We start from the raw sequence: 18,068 nt of genomic DNA on the forward strand, positions 1-18,068 counted from the left end.
AATCCAAAATTATTTTGAAACTATTTTTTCGGCGGCTGCATCAGGTCCTTGGCGGCGCCCTGGTAATCCTTCATCAAGCCCATGAAGGCGTCCTGCAAGTGGCGGGCCGCTTCCTGCGGCGGCGCGCCCGTGCGCCGCGCCAGGTCGAATTTGTAGGCGTGCGCAGCCGTATAGCCCGCCTGGGAGGCGGCGTCGAGCAGCACGCCGGCCCGTTTCAGCGAGGCAGGATCGCCTTTGACCATCAGCAATTCGGCCAGATAGGTCTGGGCGATCGGGAAATCCTTCGCGGCGGCCTTTTCCAGCCACTGCATGCCCGCCTTCGGCTGTTTGACGCCGGCATCGCCGCCGCCGATGCCATAGCCGAGGGCCGTCAGCGCCACCAGATCGCCACCGCGCGCGCGCTTTTCCAGCTGCAGGCGGGGGAACGGGCGGGCCGCGATCTGCATGCGGATTTCGTAGTTGATGTCCTGTAAGACATTGCCTGGCCAGACCTTGGCACCGGGTGCGGCCGGCTTTTCCACCGCTGGCGCTGGCGCGCGCATGCCGCCCTGCGCGCCGGCCAGCACGCTGGCTGGAGGCTGGCTGACGCCCTTGCCGCTGCCCATGTTCAGCACCAGGCGCGCCGACGTTTCACCGAACGAGACGCGCGGTTTTTGCACATCGTGCGTCATGGCGGCGACCCGCGCCGCCACTTGCGAGAAGACGTCGCCCATGGGCAAGCCCGGCGCATCGAGCGCGTCGAGCAGGGCGCTCGTGTAGGGGCTGTTGCGCGAATCGGGCGACCAGAAATCGCGCGCCAGGGCGCCCGGTCCCGCCGAATAGGCGATCACCACGCCGCGTGGTGCTTGCGTGTCGGCAAAACCGTGGCTGGCTGCATTACTGCCGCCGAGCACGGGCTGCATGGCGCCGCCGCGCGTATATTCCTGGCGGCAAGCGTCGAGGATCAGCACCGCGCCGCGTGCGCCCGTGCGCTGCAAGTCGCCCGCCAGGCTGGAGACGGACACGCCCTGCGCGGCGATGGCGGCAGCACTAAGCGCATTCATGTTGGCGCCCAACGGCAGCACGTAATTGGCTTCGCCCGCCTGCGCGCCGTGGCCCGCATAAAACACCAGGGCGATATCGGCGCCCCGTGCCTGCGTGGAAAACTCGGCCGACGCCTTTTGCAGCTGCGCCGCAGTGATGTCCGTGCGCAACAGTACTTCAAAGCCCAGGCGGCGCAGGCGCTCGGCCATGGCGCGCGCATCGTTGACGGGATTCAATAAAGGTTGTGGATAGGCCGCGTTGCCGATCACCAGGGCGATGCGCTTGCCGGGAGCCGCTTGCACAGGTGTTGGCACGGCAGTGTGCGCCACGTTGCTGCCCAGTAAAAAGAACAGACTGAAAAATAGGGGAATCAGGCGATGCATGGGCGTCCCGGGAATTGTCGTGAAAGTAACAAAAGTTAGCGATTTTTACTGTGATATGAGAAAATTGCTTAAATGCATTTTACCTTACTGACAAGTTTCTCTTGTCTGGCCAGCGCACGGTGCGCGTCGCTGCCGGCCAGTGGCGCGTGCCGCCCAACACACGATCGGACCGGCTGTGCAATCGGAACAATTTGAACGGATTCATGCTTTCTGGACCCGCCGCCCGCAGCTGACACAAGGCGAACTGGGCGAGTTTTACCAGCGCGTCATCGCCGCGTTGACGCCGTGCCGCCCGCGCGAGGCGGCGTCGCTCGGCGATTCCCTGGCTGATTTGCGCCACCAGTTTTTTATTGAAAAAGTCCTCCACAGCGACAGCGACGCCGCGCCCCACCACGTGGGCGCCCTGTTTTTATACTTCAAGCGCTTCATCATCGACCAGCTGCGCAAGCAGCGCGATGACGAAGATGCCGATGCGCAAGAGGGCTGCGAGCTGCGCGCGCCCGACGCGTATGCCGAACCGCTGCGCGATTACCAGCTGACGCCGCAGCAGGTGCGCGACGCGGCCGACGTTTTTATCGCCACCTTGCCGCGCGACTTGATCTTGCTGTTGCGCCATTGCGGCTGCGGCGGCATGCCCGTCAAGGAACTGGCCGAGCAGATCGCTTCCGCGCATTACCACGGCGGCAAGCTGGGCCTGGTGCACAGGCAGAAGGGGGATAGCCTCAGCGCGGGACGCCAGGTCGTCGAGCCGGCCCACCGTTCCACTCTGCTGGGCGGCTGGGTATTGAGTCTGCTCAAGCTGCGCGTGGGCGATGCCCTGACCGCGCGCGACATGCAGGCGGCGCAAATAGTTTTGGATATCTTGTGCGTGGCCGCGTTATCCCTGCAGCTGGATCCGATAGCCACCTCCCCGAACCCTGATGAAAGGCCACCGGCATGACTGCATTGACGCCCTCGCTGGCCATCGTGGCCGCGCGCTTGCCATCTCCCCCACCGTCCGCCGACTTGCTGGACGCGGAGGTGAGCGGCGATACCCCCGACTGGCGCGGCATTGCCGTGCCGGAACACTTAATGGAACGCTTTGCGCGCCGCAGCGACGCCGCGCCGCTGGCCGCGCGGCCCATCGCGGGCGGACAGATGCACTTGCTGGTGCGCTGTCCCGGCTTTGGCGGCGTGCTGCTCGATGCCTGGGATAGCACGCGGCAGCGCTGGCGCGGCTGGCTCGTCACGCCCGACACAGCGTATGCGGATGCCTGCGGCCTGGTGGTCGAGCAGCGCGACGCGCCCGCCGACCCGCGTGCGGGGCTGGTGTTGTGCGACATGCCGGTGACGTTGGCCGTGACGGACCTGGGCGCCTGCCTGGGCGTGTTCAGCCAGGAGCGCTTGCAGGCGGCGCGCTGGCTGGAAATGCATGGCCGGGCGAATCGGGCCGCCAGCGCACCGGGCGTGATCGCCCGCGTGGCCTTGCCCGGCGACGACTATGCGCTGACGGGCACGCCCCTGTCGAGCGAGCTGGGCAAGGATGGTCGCGTGGCCTACCGGCAATTGCTGCGCCAGGGGCTGCAGCAGTTGCAGATCGCTGCCGCCGATGCGCTGGCACCGGTAGCTAAGCCTGTGCAGGCGGCCAACGCCAACCGCTGGCTGAAGATCGTCACGGCCGTGGCCGCCAGCGTGATGGTGGTGCAATCGGCGTGGCTGTTCCTGCCGAAAGAGAATACTGTCGTCGGCAACGCGGAATTCCGCAACGGCGGTAGCGGCGTCGAGACGGGCGTGCGCACGCGCGTGCTGTTCCGCGCCGAGGCAACGGAGGCGGAAATCCGTACCTGGCTGCAGCGCGAGCAGCTGGAAATCGTCGCCGGCCCGGACACCCTGGGCGCCTTCACCCTGCTGTCGCGCGACCGCCAGAAAGTCTTGCCGCCACCGGGACCGGACAATCCCCTGGCCGTGATCCATCCCTGACCCCGAAATAAGAGAAAGTTATCCAGCATGACAACGTATAAGATTTTTGCATCTGCGCACTGGCGCAAGTTGATCGCCGGCATGGCAGTTGGCGTCCTGTTGACGGGCTGCGCCATGACGCCGAATGGACGTGGCGGCGTGATGGTGGGCATTGATACGGCCGAGCTGTTCGGCACGCCGATTTCCACCTTCCGCCTGCGCGACGGCACGGAAGGCACTTTGCGCAAGGATCCGAAGGGCAAGTATTCGATCAAGCTGTCGCAGGCGTTTCGCGTCGTGCCGTTGGACAAGGCCATCACGGCCCGCGTGGCGCGCGTGGAAAACGTGGGTGAGCGCACCGTGGTGATCGTCGAAACCCAGGAGCGCAACTGCGCCTACCGCTATGAAGTGCTGGCTTTCCAGGGCACGGACGTGCTGCAGTGGACGGTGGGCAATTGCAAGGACCGCCCCCGCGTGGAGCTGGCGGCGGACGCGAAATCGCTGAATATCGACTTTCCCAACTACAACCGCCTGTCGCGCATGATCTACACGGACAACCGCCTGCTCAACGCCAGCGTGGCCGTGCCGCCCGGCGTCGATACGCGCGCGCAGCCGTTTGCCGACGACGCCTTGCGCGCCACGGGCCCCGTCATCGCCAGCATGCCCGGCAGCGACAGCGGGCGCGTGATTCCGGCGCCGCCGGCTGCGGCCCCGGCGCCCGCCGCCGCGCCGAAAGCGGGCCGCCGCGCCAGCGCCAAGGCGCGCCGCCAGGAGACTCCGGCCAGGGCGCCTGCCGCCATCAGCCTGCCTGCACCGCGCAGCGCGGCGGCTGCCCCAGCGGCGCCGATGATCTTCCAGGCTGAAGAAATCAAGCCCGTCGTCATCGATTTGAGGAAATAAGATGGCCGCGAGTTTGCGCAGTCTGCAAATCCGGCAGACCTTGATCCTGATCGTCCTGACGATCATTTATCTGTGCTTTGAGCTGGGCTTCAATGCCCGCCTGCTCGACGTGGTGGGCGGCGACGTCAAGCCGCACGACGTGGAGGGCGTGGAATTCTATGGCCGCAGCCTGTCGGGCATCGCCGCCGCGCTGGTGGTGCTGCAACTGATGTGGCGCCGCCGCCTGAAGAACAATGGCAGCGGCCCCAGCTGGAAAAAGATCATCTTCTGCTGCGTCGCCACGGCGGCGGTCGTCTTCGGCATTTTGAAAACCACGGTCACGGTGCTGGTCGAAACGCGCGATGCGCAGTTTCGCCGCCTGGCTTTCAATACCACCCTGATGCAGCGCTCGCTGGTGGGCGGCAGCCTGCAATTGCAGGGCCTGGTCGATGATCCCACCCTGTTTGCCAAGCCCGAAGGCAAGGCCTTCCTGGCGCTGTTCCCATTCCTGGCCGTCTCGGTCGGCCACCTCGACGAACGCATGGAGCCCGCCAAGGAACAGTTGATCAATTTTAACGTCCGCAAGATCGCCGGCGGCGCGGCCGGTTACTATGACAAGTACCAGCAGGCGATTGGCGAAGTGCATGAGAAGTGGAAATTGTATTCGGGTATCATTCCCGACGATGATGCGGGCTTGCGCCAGCAGCAGGAATCGGCCTGGAGCGATTACCGGCAAAGCCTGTCGCGCCATGGCTGGCAGCCGCATTCCGTGCCGGCGCGGCGCAAGGCGGCCGTCGTCAACAATGTGCGCAAGAAGGTGCCGGTATCGGCCAACTGGCATCCTGCCGATCAATTGAGTTTCCGCGCCGCCGTCAAGCGCCGCTATGCGTCGGAAGCGGCCAACAAGGGCTTGAGCATCAAGGGCGAGCGCATTCCGCCGGGCTTGTCCTTCCCCGCCTTCGTGGCGCGTCCCGGCATCCAGGCCGTCTTGCGCGACGGGCCGGACGGCGGCGACGGCAGCGAAGCGAGCAAGGGCTTGCGCTTGCCCAAGGGCGCCGTGGTGCAAGACGCGTATGCGAGTCCGGCCGAGTTCAGCCGTCTGTTCGACCAGTTCGCCGCGCGCCAGACGGCGGAAAAGCTGGTGGAGTACCGTGCCAGCCGCAGCGACTTCGAAGTGGGCGGCAAGTACTATGCAGAGGGCAAGGACGCGGCGCGCGCGGCCATCGTACCGCCCGTGGCCCTGTTCTTCTCGCTGCTGGGCGCCATCGGCCACTTTTCGAAACTGCTGTACCTGATCGCCACGGTGGGCTTGCTGGTGCTGGCGGCGCGCCGCGGCGAGCAGGCGGGCGCCGATGGCCAGCTGAGCCGCCGTTCCGCCTGGATCGCCACGGGCGTGCTGGCCGGCGCCTTCCTGGGAACCTGGGGCATCTTGTCCCTGCTCGACAACAACGTCACGAAGAGCGACTTGTTCCGCCAGATGCTGGACTGGAACCGCCAGGCGGCCGACGACAGCACGCGCTGGCAAATCGCGGGCAAGGGCTTGCTGGCCAATATCACGCACGTCGTGGCGGTGGGGCAGGGCTACAGCTACCCCGTCAACGAAGCGATCCGCATCAATGTTTTGCAGGGAATCGAATATGGTTATCATCCGCAACAAAAATAAGGCGGCCGCACTGGCCTTGCTGCTCTGCATGGTTAGCACGGCTGTACAGGCCGACTGCCTGGGCATGAAGGTGCACGCCCACCGTGGCGCCGGCAATGCGCCGGAAAACTCGCTGAGCGCGCTGCGCAACACGTATTTCGGCACCTGGGACGGCGTCGAGACGGATTTGCAACTGCTGGGCGACGGCAGTTGGGTGGTGCACCACGACTTGCTGACGGGCAGAGTCGTCGATACGGGCTCGCCCCGCACCGTGAAACAATTGACGGCCGACGACTGGCGCGCCGCCAGTATGAAGAACCGCGGCGTGGCCACGCCGGAAACGCCGCCGTTCGTCAGCGATATCGCCGACCTGGCGTCGGCGTTCCCGGCTAAAACCCTGAATGCGGAAATCAAGGATGTCGTGTCGTCGTGCGCGCCCATCGCCACCCTGGTGGGGCAGTTGCGCGCGAACATCAAGCATGGCAACTGGTTCTTGACCTCGGGCGTGCCGAACAACCTGGCGTGCGCGCGCCGCGCCGATCCGCAGGGTTATCTGGGCTTGCTCGTGTTTGACGCACGCCATGCGCAGGCGGCCGGCACGAACCGGGTCAGCCGCTATATCGCGAAAAATGCCCGACCGCCCAAGCTGGACAAGCCTTGGCTGCAGCGCGTGCAGCAGCAAATCGGCATGCCCACGGGCGTGCACGTCGATGCGCGCAGCCTGGACGCCAATCCGAATTTGCTCAGCGACGCGGCCAGCCTGAACATGCCCGTCTTCGTGTACGCCGTCGATGGCGACTCGGCCCTGGCCGCGTCCTTGCTGCGCGCCCAGCAGCGCAGCCACCGCTGGCCCAGTGGCGTCATTCTTGATGGCAATCCCGAAGCGTTTTGCGCGATGATGAAGTAAGTTATCCCTTCTCTGCGGCACGGTGGTTTTGCCGTGCAGCAGAACGCCTTGCCGCCCCAGAAATAGCAGCGTTCAACGGCCCGCGCCGGGCCGATTTTTGCACATTTTTGCGCACCGCAGCATCGATAATGTTTGCATCGCGCGCGCGACTGGCCTATAAATGTAATCGATTACATTTATGTGAAACCACCCATGCCGCCAGCCGTCCCGTCTTCTTTGCCGACAGAAACCGTCTCCATCAGCGCCGTCGCCGCGCATGCGGGCGTGTCGGTGGCCACCGTCTCGCGCGTGATGAACGAGCAGGCCGGGGTGCGGGCGCCCACGCGCGACAAGGTGCTCGCGTCCGTGGCCGCGCTCGGCTACCGCATGAACCACCTGGCGCGCAGCCTGCGCACGGCCGAGAGCCGCATGCTGCTGACCATGGTGCCCGACGTGGGCAACCCGTTTTATGCGCAGATCGTGCGCGGCATCGATACGGTGGCGCGCGAGCACGGCTATTTCGTGCTGCTGTGCGACACGGGTGCCGATGCGGGCCGCGAGCGCTCGTATTTCGATTTGCTGCGCATGCACCGCGCCGATGGCGCCATCTGCCTGGACCCGGACACGGTGCAACATGCCCTGTCGCATGAATCCGTCAGCCTGCCGTGGGTGGCTTGCTGCGAATTCGACCCCGCCGTGGCCGTGCCCTATGTCGGCATCGACAACCACCGCGCCGCCTCCGACGCCGTCGCGCATCTGCTGTCGCGCGGCCATACGCGCATCGGCCTGATCAATTCCGATGAACGCTATCTGTATGCGCGGCAACGCCAGCAAGGCTATCTGGATACCCTGGCCGCCGCCGGCTTGCCCGTGCAGCCGCAGTGGGTGCACACGGTGCAAAGCCTCGATTACGAAGCGGGCACGGCCGCCACCTTGCGCATGATGGCGCAGCCCGGTGCACCCACGGCCATCTTTGCCGTCTCCGACACCCTGGCCATCGGCGTGCTGAGCGCGCTGCGCCAGTTGAACAAGCGCGTGCCCGAAGACATGGCCGTGATCGGTTTCGACGATATCGCCATCGCCGCGCAGATAGCTCCCGGCCTCACCACCATCGCCCAGCCGATGCGCGAGCTGGGCGAGACGGCGGCCCGCTTGCTGCTGCAGCGTCTGGCCAACCCGGCGGTCAGCGTGCCTGGCGTGCTGCTGCAACACCGGTTAATTTTGCGAGGGAGTGCATAGTGAGCGTTGCTGTCGGTTTTGAGGGAGTGTGCAAGGATTTCGGCCCCGTGCGCGTCTTGCATGGCGTCAGTTTTACCTTGTCGCCCGGGCGCGTGTATGGTTTGCTGGGCGAAAACGGCGCCGGCAAGTCGACCCTGATGAAAATCCTCGCCGGCTACGAAGCTGTGAGCGAAGGGCAGTTGCTGATCGATGGCCAACCTCAGCGCTTCACCAGCTCGCGCGCGGCGGAGCTTGCTGGCATCGTGCTGATCCACCAGGAATTCAACCTGGCCGAACACTTGACGGTGGCGCAGAACATGTTTCTGGGCCATGAAAAGACGCGCGGCTGGCTGCTCGACGAGGCCGCCATGAAGGACGATGCGTCGCGCTACCTGAAACAGGTGGGCCTGGACGTCTCGCCCGAGACGAAAATCCGCGACCTGATTGTCGCCGAGAAACAACTGGTGGAAATTGCCAAGGCCCTGTCGCGCCGCGCCCGCTTCCTGATCATGGATGAACCGACCGCGACCCTGACATCGTCCGAGACGCAGCGCCTGTTCGCCGTGATGGCGCAGCTGAAAGCGGACGGTGTCACTATTCTGTATATCTCGCACAAGCTCGATGAAGTCGAGCGCAACACGGACGAAGTCATCGTCATGCGCGACGGGCGTTTCGTCACGCGCGAGCCGACGGCCAGCCTCACGCGCCAGCAGATGGCGAACCTGATGGTGGGCCGCGAATTGTCCGACATGTTCCCGGCGAAAGCAGCGCTGGCGAAAGAAGCTCCTGTGCTCCTGAAAGTTGAAGGCTTGTGCGTGCCCGGCTGGTCGCAGGACTTGTCGTTCGAGGTGCGCGCCGGCGAAGTGCTGGGCTTTGCGGGCCTGGTGGGCGCGGGACGCACGGAATCGTTCGAGGCCTTGCTGGGCTTGCGTCCGCGCAGCGCGGGTGTGATTCATCTCAATGGCAAGCCGGTGGACATCCGCACGCCCAAGCAAGCCATGCAGCACGGCATGACGTATTTGAGCGAAGACCGCAAGGGCAAGGGCTTGCACGTGAACCTGGGCTTGCGCGAAAACCTCACCATGATGACGATGGAACGCTATGCGCGGCCGTGGCTCGATGTCAAGGCGGAGAAGGCGGCGCTAGCCACGGCGGTGCTGGACTTCAATATCCGCACGGGCGACCTGGACAGCCGCGCGCGCATGCTGTCGGGCGGCAACCAGCAAAAGCTGGCGCTGGCGAAATACCTGCATTCGAACCCGCGTGTCGTCGTGCTCGATGAGCCGAGCCGTGGCGTGGACGTGGGCGCCAAGCGCGACATTTACTTTTTGATCCACCGCCTGGCCGCCGAAGGGCGCGCCGTGATCGTGATTTCATCCGAACTGATCGAATTGATCGGCCTGTGCCACCGCGTGGCGGTGATGCGCGCCGGCACTTTGCAAGCCACCCTGTCTGCTGACCACCTGACCGAAGAGGAGTTGATTGCCCATGCAACCGGCACGCACTGACACCACCGTATCCCCGCTTGCCGCTGCCGTTGCCAGCTTTGGCGCGCGCATCAAGGGCTTTGGCCCCGTGCTGGGCTTGTTAGCTCTGTGCATCGCGGGCACCCTGCTCAATGGCGATTTCGCCACCGTGGACAACCTGATGAACGTGCTCACGCGCACGGCCTTCATCGGCATCATTGCCGTCGGCATGACCTTCGTCATCATTTCCGGCGGCATCGACTTGTCGGTCGGCTCGATGGCGGCCCTGATCGCCGGCTGCATGATTTATTTCATGAATGCGCTGGCGCAAGGCGCAGGCGGCGACCTGGCGCCGATCACCATGCTGGTGCTGGGCATCGCCATGGCCTTGATCCTGGGCGCCGGCTTTGGCCTGATGCATGGTTTGCTCATCAGCAAGGGCAATATCGAACCGTTCATCGTCACCCTGGGCACGCTTGGCATCTTCCGCGCCGTGCTGACCTACCTGGCCGATGGCGGCGCCCTGACGCTGGACGCCACCCTGTCCGAGTTGTACAGCCCCGTCTACTACACGAGCGTGCTGGGCGCACCGATCCCGATCTGGATTTTCCTCTTCGTCGCGGCGGCCGGCGCCATCATTCTCAATCGCACGACGTTTGGCCGCCATGTGCAGGCGATTGGTTCCAACGAACAAGTGGCGCGCTATGCGGCCATCAATGTCGACAAGGTGAAAATCGCCACTTACATGCTGCTGGGCGTGTGCGTAGGCATCGCCACCGTGCTGTACGTACCGCGCCTGGGCTCGGCCACGCCGACCACGGGCTTGCTGTGGGAACTCGAAGCCATCGCCGCCGTCGTCGTGGGCGGCACGGCCCTGAAAGGGGGAGAAGGGCGCATCGTCGGCACCGTGATAGGCGCCATTTTGTTGTCCGTGATCAGCAATATCCTGAATTTGACCAGCATCATCAGTGTCTACCTGAATGCCGCAGTGCAAGGCGTGGTGATCATCGCCGTCGCCTTCCTGCAGCGAGGCCGCAAATAAAACAAGAGCGGCGTTCTGAAAGGGCGGCCACCGGGCGCCCACAACCTTGGAGGAGAGCAGCATGAAGAGCTTTATACGGGTAGCAGGGATGGCAGTGCTGGTGATGCAGGCGTGGGCGCTGCCGATGGGGCCGGCGCAGGCCGCTGACAAGCTCGTCGTGGGCGTGGCCATACCCACGGCCACGCACAGTTTCACGTCCGGCATCGTGTGGTGGGCGAACCAGGCCAAGGCGGAGCTGGAAAAAGCCCATCCGGGCGTGAAAATCATCGTCAAGACGGCCGCCACGGCGCCCGAGCAGGCGAACCAGTTGCAGGACATGTTGACGGTGAACAAAATCAACACCCTGGTGATCTTCCCCATCGAGTCGGCCTCGCTGACGCAGCCCGTGGCGCAAGTGAAAAACAAGGGTGTGTACGTGACGGTGGTGGACCGCGGCTTGACGAACACGCAGTCGCAGGATGCCTACATTGCCGGCGACAACACGGCCTTTGGCAAGCTGCCGGCCGAATACCTGGCGAAAAGCCTGAATGGCAAGGGCAATATCGTTGTGCTGCGCGGCATGCCGACCACCCTCGACAACGAGCGCTTTGATGCGTTTTCTGCCGTGATGAAGGGGCATCCCGAGATCAAGGTGCTCGACGCCAAGTACGGCAATTGGAACCGCGACGATGCCTTCAAGGTCATGCAGGATTATCTGACCCGCTTCAAGCATATCGACGCCGTCTGGGCCGCCGATGACGACATGGCCATCGGCGTGCAAAAGGCCATCGCGCAAGCCAGGCGCACGGACATCAAGCAAGTGTTCGGCGGCGCGGGCGCGAAGGGTGCGGTGAAAAAGATCATGGACGGCTCCGATCCGCTGATCGTGGCCGACGTCTCGTACTCGCCCAAGTTCATGTACGACGCCATCAAGCTGACGACGGAAGCGCGCCTGAAAGGGGATAAATTGCCGGCCAACACCATCATCCCATCGGTGCTGATCACGCGCGAGAACGCCAAGCAGTTTTACTTTCCGAACTCGCCTTTTTGATTTTTTCGTAATGCACCCAACAGCAAGTGCTGGGGTCAGACCCGTCGGGTCTGACCCCGGATTTTGCCCCTGGGGTTGATAAGGACTTTTTATGAAAACCATCCAGGGCCCGGCCATCTTCCTGGCCCAGTTTCTCGGCGACGAGCCGCCGTTCGACTCGCTCGAGCACCTGGCGCAATGGGCGGCCGGCCTGGGCTACAAGGGCTTGCAGTTGCCCACGGCGCCGCGCTTGTTTGATCTGGAACAAGCGGCCAACAGTCAGCAGTACTGCGACGACGTCAAGGCGTTGCTGGCGCGCCATGGCTTGCAGGTAACGGAATTGTCGACGCATTTGCAGGGCCAGCTGATCGCCGTGCATCCCGCCTATGACGCCTTGTTCGATGGCTTTGCGCCCGAGCACGTGCGTGGCGACAGCGCGGCCCGCACGGCTTGGGCCACGCAGCAATTGCTGTGGGCGGCCGCCGCCTCGCAGCGCCTGGGTTTGACGGCGCACGTGACGTTTTCCGGCGCGCTGGCCTGGCCCTACCTGTACCCGTGGCCGCAGCGTCCCGCCGGCCTGGTGGAAACGGCATTCGCGGAACTGGCGCAGCGCTGGCTGCCCATCCTCGATGCGTTTGATGCGGCCGGCGTGGACCTCTGCTATGAACTGCATCCGGGCGAGGACTTGCACGATGGCGTGACGTTCGAGCGCTTTCTTGCCGCCGTCAACGATCACCCGCGCGCGTCCATCTTGTACGACCCCAGCCACTTCGTGCTGCAGCAGCTCGATTACCTGGCGTTCATCGACATTTATCATGCGCGCATCAAGGCCTTCCATGTAAAAGATGCGGAATTCCGGCCCAACGGGCGCCAGGGTGTATATGGCGGCTATGCCGACTGGCAAGACCGGGCCGGGCGCTTCCGCTCGTTGGGCGACGGGCAGATCGATTTCAAGGCGATTTTCTCGAAGATGGCGCAGTACGACTTTCCCGGCTGGGCCGTGCTGGAATGGGAATGTTGTCTGAAGCATCCCGAGGACGGCGCGGCCGAAGGGGCGCGTTTCATCCGCGAGCACATCATCCACGTGGCCGAGCACGCGTTCGACGATTTCGCCGGCAGTGCGGTTGACCAGGATCAGATTCATCACTTGCTTGGCTTGAAATAAGGAAACGACATGCAGCGACGCTTACGGCTGGGCATGGTAGGGGGCGGGCAGGGCGCATTCATCGGCGCCGTGCACCGCATCGCGGCGCGCATCGACGATCAATATGAACTGATGGCGGGCGCCCTGTCGTCCGACCCGGCGCGCGCGCGCGACAGCGGCGCCGCGCTGCACCTGGCGCCCGAGCGCTGCTACAGCGATTACCGCGCCATGGCGCAAGCCGAAAGCCAGCGCGCGGACGGCATCGAGGCGGTGGCCATCGTCACGCCGAACCACTTGCATGCGCCCGTCGCCACGGCGTTCCTGGAAGCGGGCATTCACGTGATCTGCGACAAGCCGTTGGGCATCTCCCTGGCGGAAGGCCAAGCGCTGGCAGCGCTGGCGCAACAGAAAAATTTGCTGTTTGCGCTCACGCATACCTACAGCGGCTACCCGCTGCTGCGCCACGCCAGGGCCATGGTCGAGGCGGGCGAGATCGGCGAGCTGCGCCTGGTGCAAGTCGAATACTCGCAGGATTGGCTGGCCGACGCGATTGCGGCTGGCGGCATGAACGAAGGTAACTGGCATAACGACCCGCAGCGGGCCGGCCCCGGCGGCACCCTGCTCGACGTAGGGCTGCACGCCTATCACCTGGCGCAATTCGTCAGCGGCTTGACGCCGTACGCCGTGCTGGCGGAATTGTCTACCTTTGTACCGAACCGCACCTTGGACGATCACGTGCAGGTGATGCTGCGCTATGCGAACGGGGCGAAAGGTACCCTGTGGGCCAGCCAGGTGGCGACCGGTTGCGAAAACACGGTGCGATTGCGTTTGTTCGGCAGCAAGGCGCAACTGGACTTTGACCAGGAACAGCCGAACCAACTGTGGTGTACGCCGCAGGGCGGCAACCGCCAGCTGCTGCGTCCGGGCCGGGTCGACAGCGCGGCGGCGCGCCATGCCACGCGCGTGCCGGCCGGCCATCCGGAAGGCTATCTGGAAGCGTTCGCCCAGCTGTACCTGGATGCGGCCCTGGCCATCCGTGCCCTGCAAGCGGGCTTGCCCGTGCCCAGGGAAGCCAGCTGGTTGCCGACGGTGGCCGATGGCGTGGCGGGCCTGGCCTTTGCTGAGGCCGTGCTGCGCAGCCATGCGGCTGGCGCTAGCTGGACGACCTTGGCAAGCTGACTGTTACACTGGGGCATGCGCTCCTTTACCATCACCATCGTTCCGCAAGGCTGGCAATTCACTGCCGACGCGGGTACGACGCTCCTGGCCGCCGCCGAATTGGCCGGCATCCGCCTGCTCAGTTCCTGCCGCAACGGCACTTGCCGTACCTGCCTGTGTCACATGCCCGAAGGAAAGATACGCTACACGGTGGACTGGCCTGGCATCAGCCCCGATGAACGGCTCGACGGCTACATCCTGCCCTGCGTGGCCGTAGCCGAAAGCGATCTCACCGTGCAGGCGCGGGCCGTGCGCACGGGGGCCTGACTCACGACGACTTGTCGCCCTTGAGACGCTGCAGCAGCGCATCCACGCTGTCGCTGACGGGCAAGCCGTGGCGGCGCAGCAACTGGACGTGCAATACCAGGTTTTCCAGCACCAGCTTGGCCGCCACGGCCAGCAGGGCCAGGTTGCGGTCTTCCGGGCTGAAACTTTCCATCGCGTCGGCCATCTCGCACAGGTGATTGGCGATCAGGCCGCGCAATTCCTGCTCGTCAAAGGGCAGGTCGGCAAAATCGATGGGGTCGGCCACTTCCACTTCCTGCATCAGCACCGCTAGTTCTTCCGGGGTAATCGTCATGCCTGGCCTCCTTGTGTGCTTGCCTCTATTTTAATTGTATTGGCCGCAAAGCGGACTAGAATGAGTCGAGGCCGACGACGTCGAAGGGCAGCATGGCGCATCTGCATTTTACGCAACAACTGGCACGCTTCCTCGACGTCCCCACGGTGGATGTAGATGCACCACGCCTGCGTGCCGCCCTGGATGCCGCGTTTGCCCGGCAGCCGCGCCTGCGCGGCTACGTGCTCGACGAGCAGGGTGCCTTGCGCCCCAACGTGGTGATTTTCATCGATGGCGCCCGCTGCCGCGAACGGCGCGTGCTCGACGACGCCTTGCAGCCCGACAGCCAGGTGTATATCTTGCAGGCACTTTCCGGAGGTTGACGCCATGACAGCAATCCCGCAGCGCGCGTATCTCGGCACCCGCAAGGGCTTGTTCCAGTTCGATGTCGATGCGGCTGGCGCCTGGCAGCTGGCGCTGGTGCAGTTTGCCGGCGATCCCGTTTCCATGCTGCTGCACGATGGCCGCGACGGTACCCTGTACGCGGCCTTGAACCTGGGCCACTTCGGCGCCAAGCTGCACCGCCTCGACGCGGGCAGTTCCACATGGCAGGAAGTCGCCGTGCCCGCCTATCCCGCGAAACCCGAGGACAGCAGCGATACCGTGAACTGGACCCTGCAGCAGATCTGGTCGCTGGCGGCCGGCGGCGCTGACCAGCCCGGTGTGCTGTGGGCGGGTACCTTGCCTGGCGGCCTGTTTCGGTCAAGCGACCGCGGCGACAGTTGGCAACTGGTGGAAGCGTTGTGGCACGTGCCACAGCGGGCCCAGTGGTTTGGCGGCGGCTACGACGTGCCCGGCATCCACAGCATTTGCGTCGATCCGCGCGACAGCAACACAGTGCTGGTCGGCGTGTCCTGCGGCGGCGTGTGGCAAACGCTCGATGGCGGCGCCAGCTGGGCTTTGAGTGCGACGGGCATGCGCGCCGACTACATGCCGCCTGAACTCGATGAAAACGAAGCGGTGCAAGATCCGCACCGCATCGTGCGCAGCACCGGCACGCCCGATGCGCTGTGGTGCCAGCACCATAACGGCATCTGGCGTTCGTACGATGCTGGCTGGCATTGGCAGGAAGTGACGACGGCGCCGCTGTCGCATTTCGGCTTTGCCGTGGCCGTGCATCCGCGCGATGGCGACACGGCCTGGTTCGTGCCGGCGCAGGCGGACGTGCTGCGCATTCCCATCGATGGCGCGCTGGCTGTCACGCGCACGCGCGATGGCGGGAAAACTTTCGAGGTGTTGCGCGCGGGATTGCCGCAGCAGTATTGTTACGACCTCATCTACCGCCACGGGCTGGCGCTGGCCGACGATGGGCGCAGTGTATTGATGGCGTCGACGACTGGCGGCGCCTGGTATTCCGGTGACGAGGGCGAACACTGGCAGACCATCTCTGCCCACTTGCCGCCCGTTTATGCCGTCTGTTTTGCCACGCCGTAGTAGCACAGGAAAATATCGACGGCCAGTTCCGTCACTTCGCGCTGGCGTGCCGGACCCAGCAGGGGCTCACCCATGGTGATCTGCGGCCAGAAGGCAAAGGTTTTTAAGGGCGACATCAGCAGGTGCGCCACTTCCACCGTCTCGCCCGCCTTGATGCGCCCATCTTGCTGCGCCGCGCGGATCCAGAGATACAGGCCGGTTTCCTTTTCATTCAGGCGCGCCACCATGGCTTGCGCCCGCTCGGGCGAGTGGATGGTTTCGCCAAAGATCACGCGCGCCAGGTCGATGAAGGCCGGGTCGCACAGCAAACCAATTTTCTGCTCGACCAGGGCCAGCACTTGGGGCCGTAGCGGCTGGTCGGCAACATAGGGCACGGCGGGCTGGGCCACGCTGCTTTCCCACATGCGCTGCAGGATTTCCGCGAACAACTCGTCCTTGCTGGGGAAATGGTTGTACACGGTGCGCTTGGAAACGGCGGCCGTGGCGGCGATCCTGTCCATGCTGGTCGCATCAAAACCGTGCTCACGGAACTCGGCGATGGCGGCATCGACGATGGCGACGCGCTTGCGGTCGGTGAGGCGTTGCGGTGCGGCCATGGCTGAAAATCTCCTTTGAAAACAATATTTTACACCTCCTGGTTTACTTTGTTCAAAATAGGAACTACACTGTGTAGTGTAATTTAATCCTTGTTCATTCTGTCTTGGGCCGCATATGCATTTGCACCGTATCTTCTTTCTGGGAGTTCTGATCGTCATGAGTTCGTGCACCTTGCGCGCCGCGCCTGCCGCGCCCGCTTCTTCCTCAACCTCGTCGTTACAACGCCACGAAGGCAAGTTCCGCAATCCCGTGCAAATGCACAAGCTGGGCACGGCAGCGACGCTCAAGCTGTTGTGGACATTTGTCTTCGATAAACCGGATAGCACGGTGCCGGCCGCTGCCGTGCCCGTGCGCGCTTTGACCCGGGCGCAACTGCTGGCCGCGCCCGATAACAGCCTGTTTCGCCTCGGCCACTCGACCCTGCTGCTGAAACTGAACAATGAATTCTTCCTCACCGACCCCGTGTTTTCCGAGCGCGCCTCGCCGGTGCAGTGGGCAGGGCCAAAACGTTTTCACCAGCCGCCCATCAGCATCGCCGACTTGCCGCCGATCAAGGCCGTCATCCTGTCGCACGACCATTACGATCACCTCGACCATGCCGCCGTGCTGCAACTGGCCGCCAAGACGGAACACTTCGTCGCGCCGCTGGGCGTGGGCGACACTTTGCTCGAATGGGGCGTGCCGAAAGACAAGGTGCAGCAGTTCGACTGGTGGCAGGGCACGACAATTGCCGGCGTGAAACTCGTCGCCACACCCTCGCAACATTTCTCGGGACGCGGCTTGTTTGATGGCAATCAAACCCTGTGGGCGTCGTGGGTCATCGACGCGCCCGAGGTGCGCGTGTTTTTCAGCGGCGACTCCGGCTATTTCGGCGGTTTCAAACAGATCGGCGACAAGTATGGACCGTTCGACGTCACCATGATCGAGACGGGCGCGTATGACAAGCTGTGGCCGGACGTGCACATGCAGCCGGAGCAGACCTTGCAAGCCCACCTGGACTTGCGCGGCAAGTGGCTGATGCCCGTGCACAACGGCACCTTTGACTTGGGGCTACATGCCTGGCATGAACCGTTCGACCGCATCACGGGGCTGGCGGCCAAGCAGGGCATGAACCTGGCCACGCCGCAAATGGGCGAAGCGGTCGACCTGACGCAACCGCAGAAGGGGAGTAAGTGGTGGCTGGCGATGCTGGAAGAGGAAATGGCGCTGTAAGCTGGCTCAAGCCGTCACGTCAATCAGGCGTCCCAGGGTCTGGCCATAGCTGTTCAGCTGGGGTGTGCTTTTTGGCGCGGCGGGGACTGCTTGCTGCGGTACGGCCACCTTGATCGCCTGTTCCAGCTGCGGCGCCTTGATGGCGGTGGGGGCATCGGCCTGGGCTTGCTGGCTGCTGCGTTGGGTCTGGCTCAGCGATTGCTGTTCCCGCGCCAGCAACTGGCGGCTTTGCGCCAGCTGTTCGCTGTCGCGTTGCACCTGGTTCTGGCCTTGCTCGACCCGGCGTTGCGCCGTGGCCAGCGAGGCTTGCAAGTTGTTGACGGACGTTAGCGTGACCACATTGTTCACCTTTGAAAGT

General features: G+C 64.2%; 19 protein-coding genes. 15 read left to right on the plus strand and 4 right to left on the minus strand.

Going from position 1 to position 18,068, the window contains the following annotated elements; genetic code table 11:
* Positions 1 to 20: 20 nt before the first annotated feature.
* Complete coding sequence (locus ACQ4WL_RS15735) at positions 21 to 1,406, minus strand: caspase family protein (RefSeq protein WP_436510582.1); 1,386 nt, start codon at positions 1,404 to 1,406, stop codon at positions 21 to 23.
* A 175-nt stretch (positions 1,407 to 1,581) separates the two neighbouring features.
* Between ACQ4WL_RS15735 and ACQ4WL_RS15740 the strand changes: the two genes are divergently transcribed.
* The 12 genes from ACQ4WL_RS15740 (at position 1,582) to ACQ4WL_RS15795 (ending at position 14,115) form a co-directional block, all read left to right on the plus strand.
* Positions 1,582 to 2,346, plus strand: a complete 765-nt coding sequence (locus ACQ4WL_RS15740; RefSeq protein WP_436510583.1) for a hypothetical protein — start codon at positions 1,582 to 1,584, stop codon at positions 2,344 to 2,346.
* Entirely contained in the window at positions 2,343 to 3,365 is a 1,023-nt protein-coding gene (locus ACQ4WL_RS15745) for a hypothetical protein (protein ID WP_436510584.1), read from the plus strand. The genes ACQ4WL_RS15740 and ACQ4WL_RS15745 overlap by 4 nt, the downstream gene beginning before the upstream one ends.
* Positions 3,366 to 3,446: 81 nt before the next feature.
* Positions 3,447 to 4,244, plus strand: a complete 798-nt coding sequence (locus ACQ4WL_RS15750; RefSeq protein WP_436510585.1) for a hypothetical protein — start codon at positions 3,447 to 3,449, stop codon at positions 4,242 to 4,244.
* A gap of 1 nt (position 4,245) precedes the next feature.
* Complete coding sequence (locus ACQ4WL_RS15755; RefSeq protein ID WP_436510586.1) at positions 4,246 to 5,886, plus strand: hypothetical protein; 1,641 nt, start codon at positions 4,246 to 4,248, stop codon at positions 5,884 to 5,886.
* Positions 5,861 to 6,772, plus strand: coding sequence for a glycerophosphodiester phosphodiesterase (locus ACQ4WL_RS15760; RefSeq protein WP_436510587.1), 912 nt, complete (start codon positions 5,861 to 5,863; stop codon positions 6,770 to 6,772). The genes ACQ4WL_RS15755 and ACQ4WL_RS15760 overlap by 26 nt, the downstream gene beginning before the upstream one ends.
* 192 nt (positions 6,773 to 6,964) lie before the next feature.
* The gene (locus ACQ4WL_RS15765) at positions 6,965 to 7,990 is read left to right on the plus strand and encodes a LacI family DNA-binding transcriptional regulator (RefSeq protein WP_436510588.1); all 1,026 of its coding nucleotides are present in this window, start codon (positions 6,965 to 6,967) and stop codon (positions 7,988 to 7,990) included.
* Positions 7,990 to 9,477: a sugar ABC transporter ATP-binding protein gene (locus tag ACQ4WL_RS15770; RefSeq protein ID WP_436510589.1), complete on the plus strand. Its 1,488-nt coding sequence runs from the start codon at positions 7,990 to 7,992 to the stop codon at positions 9,475 to 9,477. The genes ACQ4WL_RS15765 and ACQ4WL_RS15770 overlap by 1 nt, the downstream gene beginning before the upstream one ends.
* Positions 9,458 to 10,477, plus strand: a complete 1,020-nt coding sequence (locus tag ACQ4WL_RS15775) for an ABC transporter permease (RefSeq protein ID WP_436510590.1) — start codon at positions 9,458 to 9,460, stop codon at positions 10,475 to 10,477. The genes ACQ4WL_RS15770 and ACQ4WL_RS15775 overlap by 20 nt, the downstream gene beginning before the upstream one ends.
* A gap of 61 nt (positions 10,478 to 10,538) precedes the next feature.
* Positions 10,539 to 11,507 carry a substrate-binding domain-containing protein gene (locus tag ACQ4WL_RS15780; RefSeq protein WP_436510591.1) on the plus strand — a complete coding sequence of 323 codons (969 nt, stop codon included), beginning with the start codon at positions 10,539 to 10,541 and terminating at the stop codon, positions 11,505 to 11,507.
* Positions 11,508 to 11,598: 91 nt separating this feature from the next.
* Positions 11,599 to 12,651, plus strand: coding sequence for a sugar phosphate isomerase/epimerase family protein (locus tag ACQ4WL_RS15785; protein ID WP_436510592.1), 1,053 nt, complete (start codon positions 11,599 to 11,601; stop codon positions 12,649 to 12,651).
* A gap of 9 nt (positions 12,652 to 12,660) precedes the next feature.
* The gene (locus tag ACQ4WL_RS15790; RefSeq protein WP_436510593.1) at positions 12,661 to 13,809 is read left to right on the plus strand and encodes a Gfo/Idh/MocA family protein; all 1,149 of its coding nucleotides are present in this window, start codon (positions 12,661 to 12,663) and stop codon (positions 13,807 to 13,809) included.
* Between the two features lie 15 nt (positions 13,810 to 13,824).
* Entirely contained in the window at positions 13,825 to 14,115 is a 291-nt protein-coding gene (locus ACQ4WL_RS15795; protein ID WP_436510594.1) for a 2Fe-2S iron-sulfur cluster-binding protein, read from the plus strand.
* Position 14,116: 1 nt separating this feature from the next.
* On the opposite strand, the gene ACQ4WL_RS15800 is transcribed toward ACQ4WL_RS15795, so the two are convergent.
* On the minus strand, positions 14,117 to 14,428 hold the full coding sequence (locus ACQ4WL_RS15800) for a hypothetical protein (RefSeq protein WP_436510595.1): 312 nt from the start codon (positions 14,426 to 14,428) through the stop codon (positions 14,117 to 14,119).
* 92 nt (positions 14,429 to 14,520) lie between these two features.
* Between ACQ4WL_RS15800 and ACQ4WL_RS15805 the strand changes: the two genes are divergently transcribed.
* Both ACQ4WL_RS15805 and ACQ4WL_RS15810 read left to right on the plus strand, forming a co-directional pair.
* Entirely contained in the window at positions 14,521 to 14,790 is a 270-nt protein-coding gene (locus ACQ4WL_RS15805) for a MoaD/ThiS family protein (RefSeq protein ID WP_436510596.1), read from the plus strand.
* A 13-nt stretch (positions 14,791 to 14,803) separates the two neighbouring features.
* The gene (locus ACQ4WL_RS15810) at positions 14,804 to 15,901 is read left to right on the plus strand and encodes a WD40/YVTN/BNR-like repeat-containing protein (protein WP_436510696.1); all 1,098 of its coding nucleotides are present in this window, start codon (positions 14,804 to 14,806) and stop codon (positions 15,899 to 15,901) included.
* On the opposite strand, the gene ACQ4WL_RS15815 is transcribed toward ACQ4WL_RS15810, so the two are convergent.
* Positions 15,874 to 16,497: a TetR/AcrR family transcriptional regulator gene (locus ACQ4WL_RS15815; RefSeq protein ID WP_436510597.1), complete on the minus strand. Its 624-nt coding sequence runs from the start codon at positions 16,495 to 16,497 to the stop codon at positions 15,874 to 15,876. The genes ACQ4WL_RS15810 and ACQ4WL_RS15815 overlap by 28 nt on opposite strands.
* A gap of 157 nt (positions 16,498 to 16,654) precedes the next feature.
* On the opposite strand from ACQ4WL_RS15815, the gene ACQ4WL_RS15820 reads away from it, so the two are divergent.
* Positions 16,655 to 17,710, plus strand: coding sequence for an MBL fold metallo-hydrolase (locus tag ACQ4WL_RS15820; RefSeq protein ID WP_436510598.1), 1,056 nt, complete (start codon positions 16,655 to 16,657; stop codon positions 17,708 to 17,710).
* A 6-nt stretch (positions 17,711 to 17,716) separates the two neighbouring features.
* On the opposite strand, the gene ACQ4WL_RS15825 is transcribed toward ACQ4WL_RS15820, so the two are convergent.
* Entirely contained in the window at positions 17,717 to 18,049 is a 333-nt protein-coding gene (locus tag ACQ4WL_RS15825; protein ID WP_436510599.1) for a hypothetical protein, read from the minus strand.
* Positions 18,050 to 18,068: the final 19 nt, after the last annotated feature.

It is taken from the genome of Janthinobacterium kochi (assembly GCF_051380715.1).
Taxonomy (GTDB): domain Bacteria; phylum Pseudomonadota; class Gammaproteobacteria; order Burkholderiales; family Burkholderiaceae_D; genus Janthinobacterium.

Bases quoted from the DNA above. Each gene is read 5' to 3' on its own strand.
- ACQ4WL_RS15735 (WP_436510582.1), bottom strand. From the start codon at position 1,406: ATGCATCGCCTGATTCCCCTATTTTTCAGTCTGTTCTTTTTACTGGGC.
- ACQ4WL_RS15755 (WP_436510586.1), top strand. From the start codon at position 4,246: ATGGCCGCGAGTTTGCGCAGTCTGCAAATCCGGCAGACCTTGATCCTG.
- ACQ4WL_RS15785 (WP_436510592.1), top strand. From the start codon at position 11,599: ATGAAAACCATCCAGGGCCCGGCCATCTTCCTGGCCCAGTTTCTCGGC.
- ACQ4WL_RS15795 (WP_436510594.1), top strand. From the start codon at position 13,825: ATGCGCTCCTTTACCATCACCATCGTTCCGCAAGGCTGGCAATTCACT.
- ACQ4WL_RS15760 (WP_436510587.1), top strand. From the start codon at position 5,861: ATGGTTATCATCCGCAACAAAAATAAGGCGGCCGCACTGGCCTTGCTG.
- ACQ4WL_RS15765 (WP_436510588.1), top strand. From the start codon at position 6,965: ATGCCGCCAGCCGTCCCGTCTTCTTTGCCGACAGAAACCGTCTCCATC.
- ACQ4WL_RS15750 (WP_436510585.1), top strand. From the start codon at position 3,447: ATGGCAGTTGGCGTCCTGTTGACGGGCTGCGCCATGACGCCGAATGGA.
- ACQ4WL_RS15805 (WP_436510596.1), top strand. From the start codon at position 14,521: ATGGCGCATCTGCATTTTACGCAACAACTGGCACGCTTCCTCGACGTC.
- ACQ4WL_RS15815 (WP_436510597.1), bottom strand. From the start codon at position 16,497: ATGGCCGCACCGCAACGCCTCACCGACCGCAAGCGCGTCGCCATCGTC.
- ACQ4WL_RS15800 (WP_436510595.1), bottom strand. From the start codon at position 14,428: ATGACGATTACCCCGGAAGAACTAGCGGTGCTGATGCAGGAAGTGGAA.
- ACQ4WL_RS15790 (WP_436510593.1), top strand. From the start codon at position 12,661: ATGCAGCGACGCTTACGGCTGGGCATGGTAGGGGGCGGGCAGGGCGCA.
- ACQ4WL_RS15780 (WP_436510591.1), top strand. From the start codon at position 10,539: ATGAAGAGCTTTATACGGGTAGCAGGGATGGCAGTGCTGGTGATGCAG.
- ACQ4WL_RS15820 (WP_436510598.1), top strand. From the start codon at position 16,655: ATGAGTTCGTGCACCTTGCGCGCCGCGCCTGCCGCGCCCGCTTCTTCC.
- ACQ4WL_RS15775 (WP_436510590.1), top strand. From the start codon at position 9,458: ATGCAACCGGCACGCACTGACACCACCGTATCCCCGCTTGCCGCTGCC.
- ACQ4WL_RS15745 (WP_436510584.1), top strand. From the start codon at position 2,343: ATGACTGCATTGACGCCCTCGCTGGCCATCGTGGCCGCGCGCTTGCCA.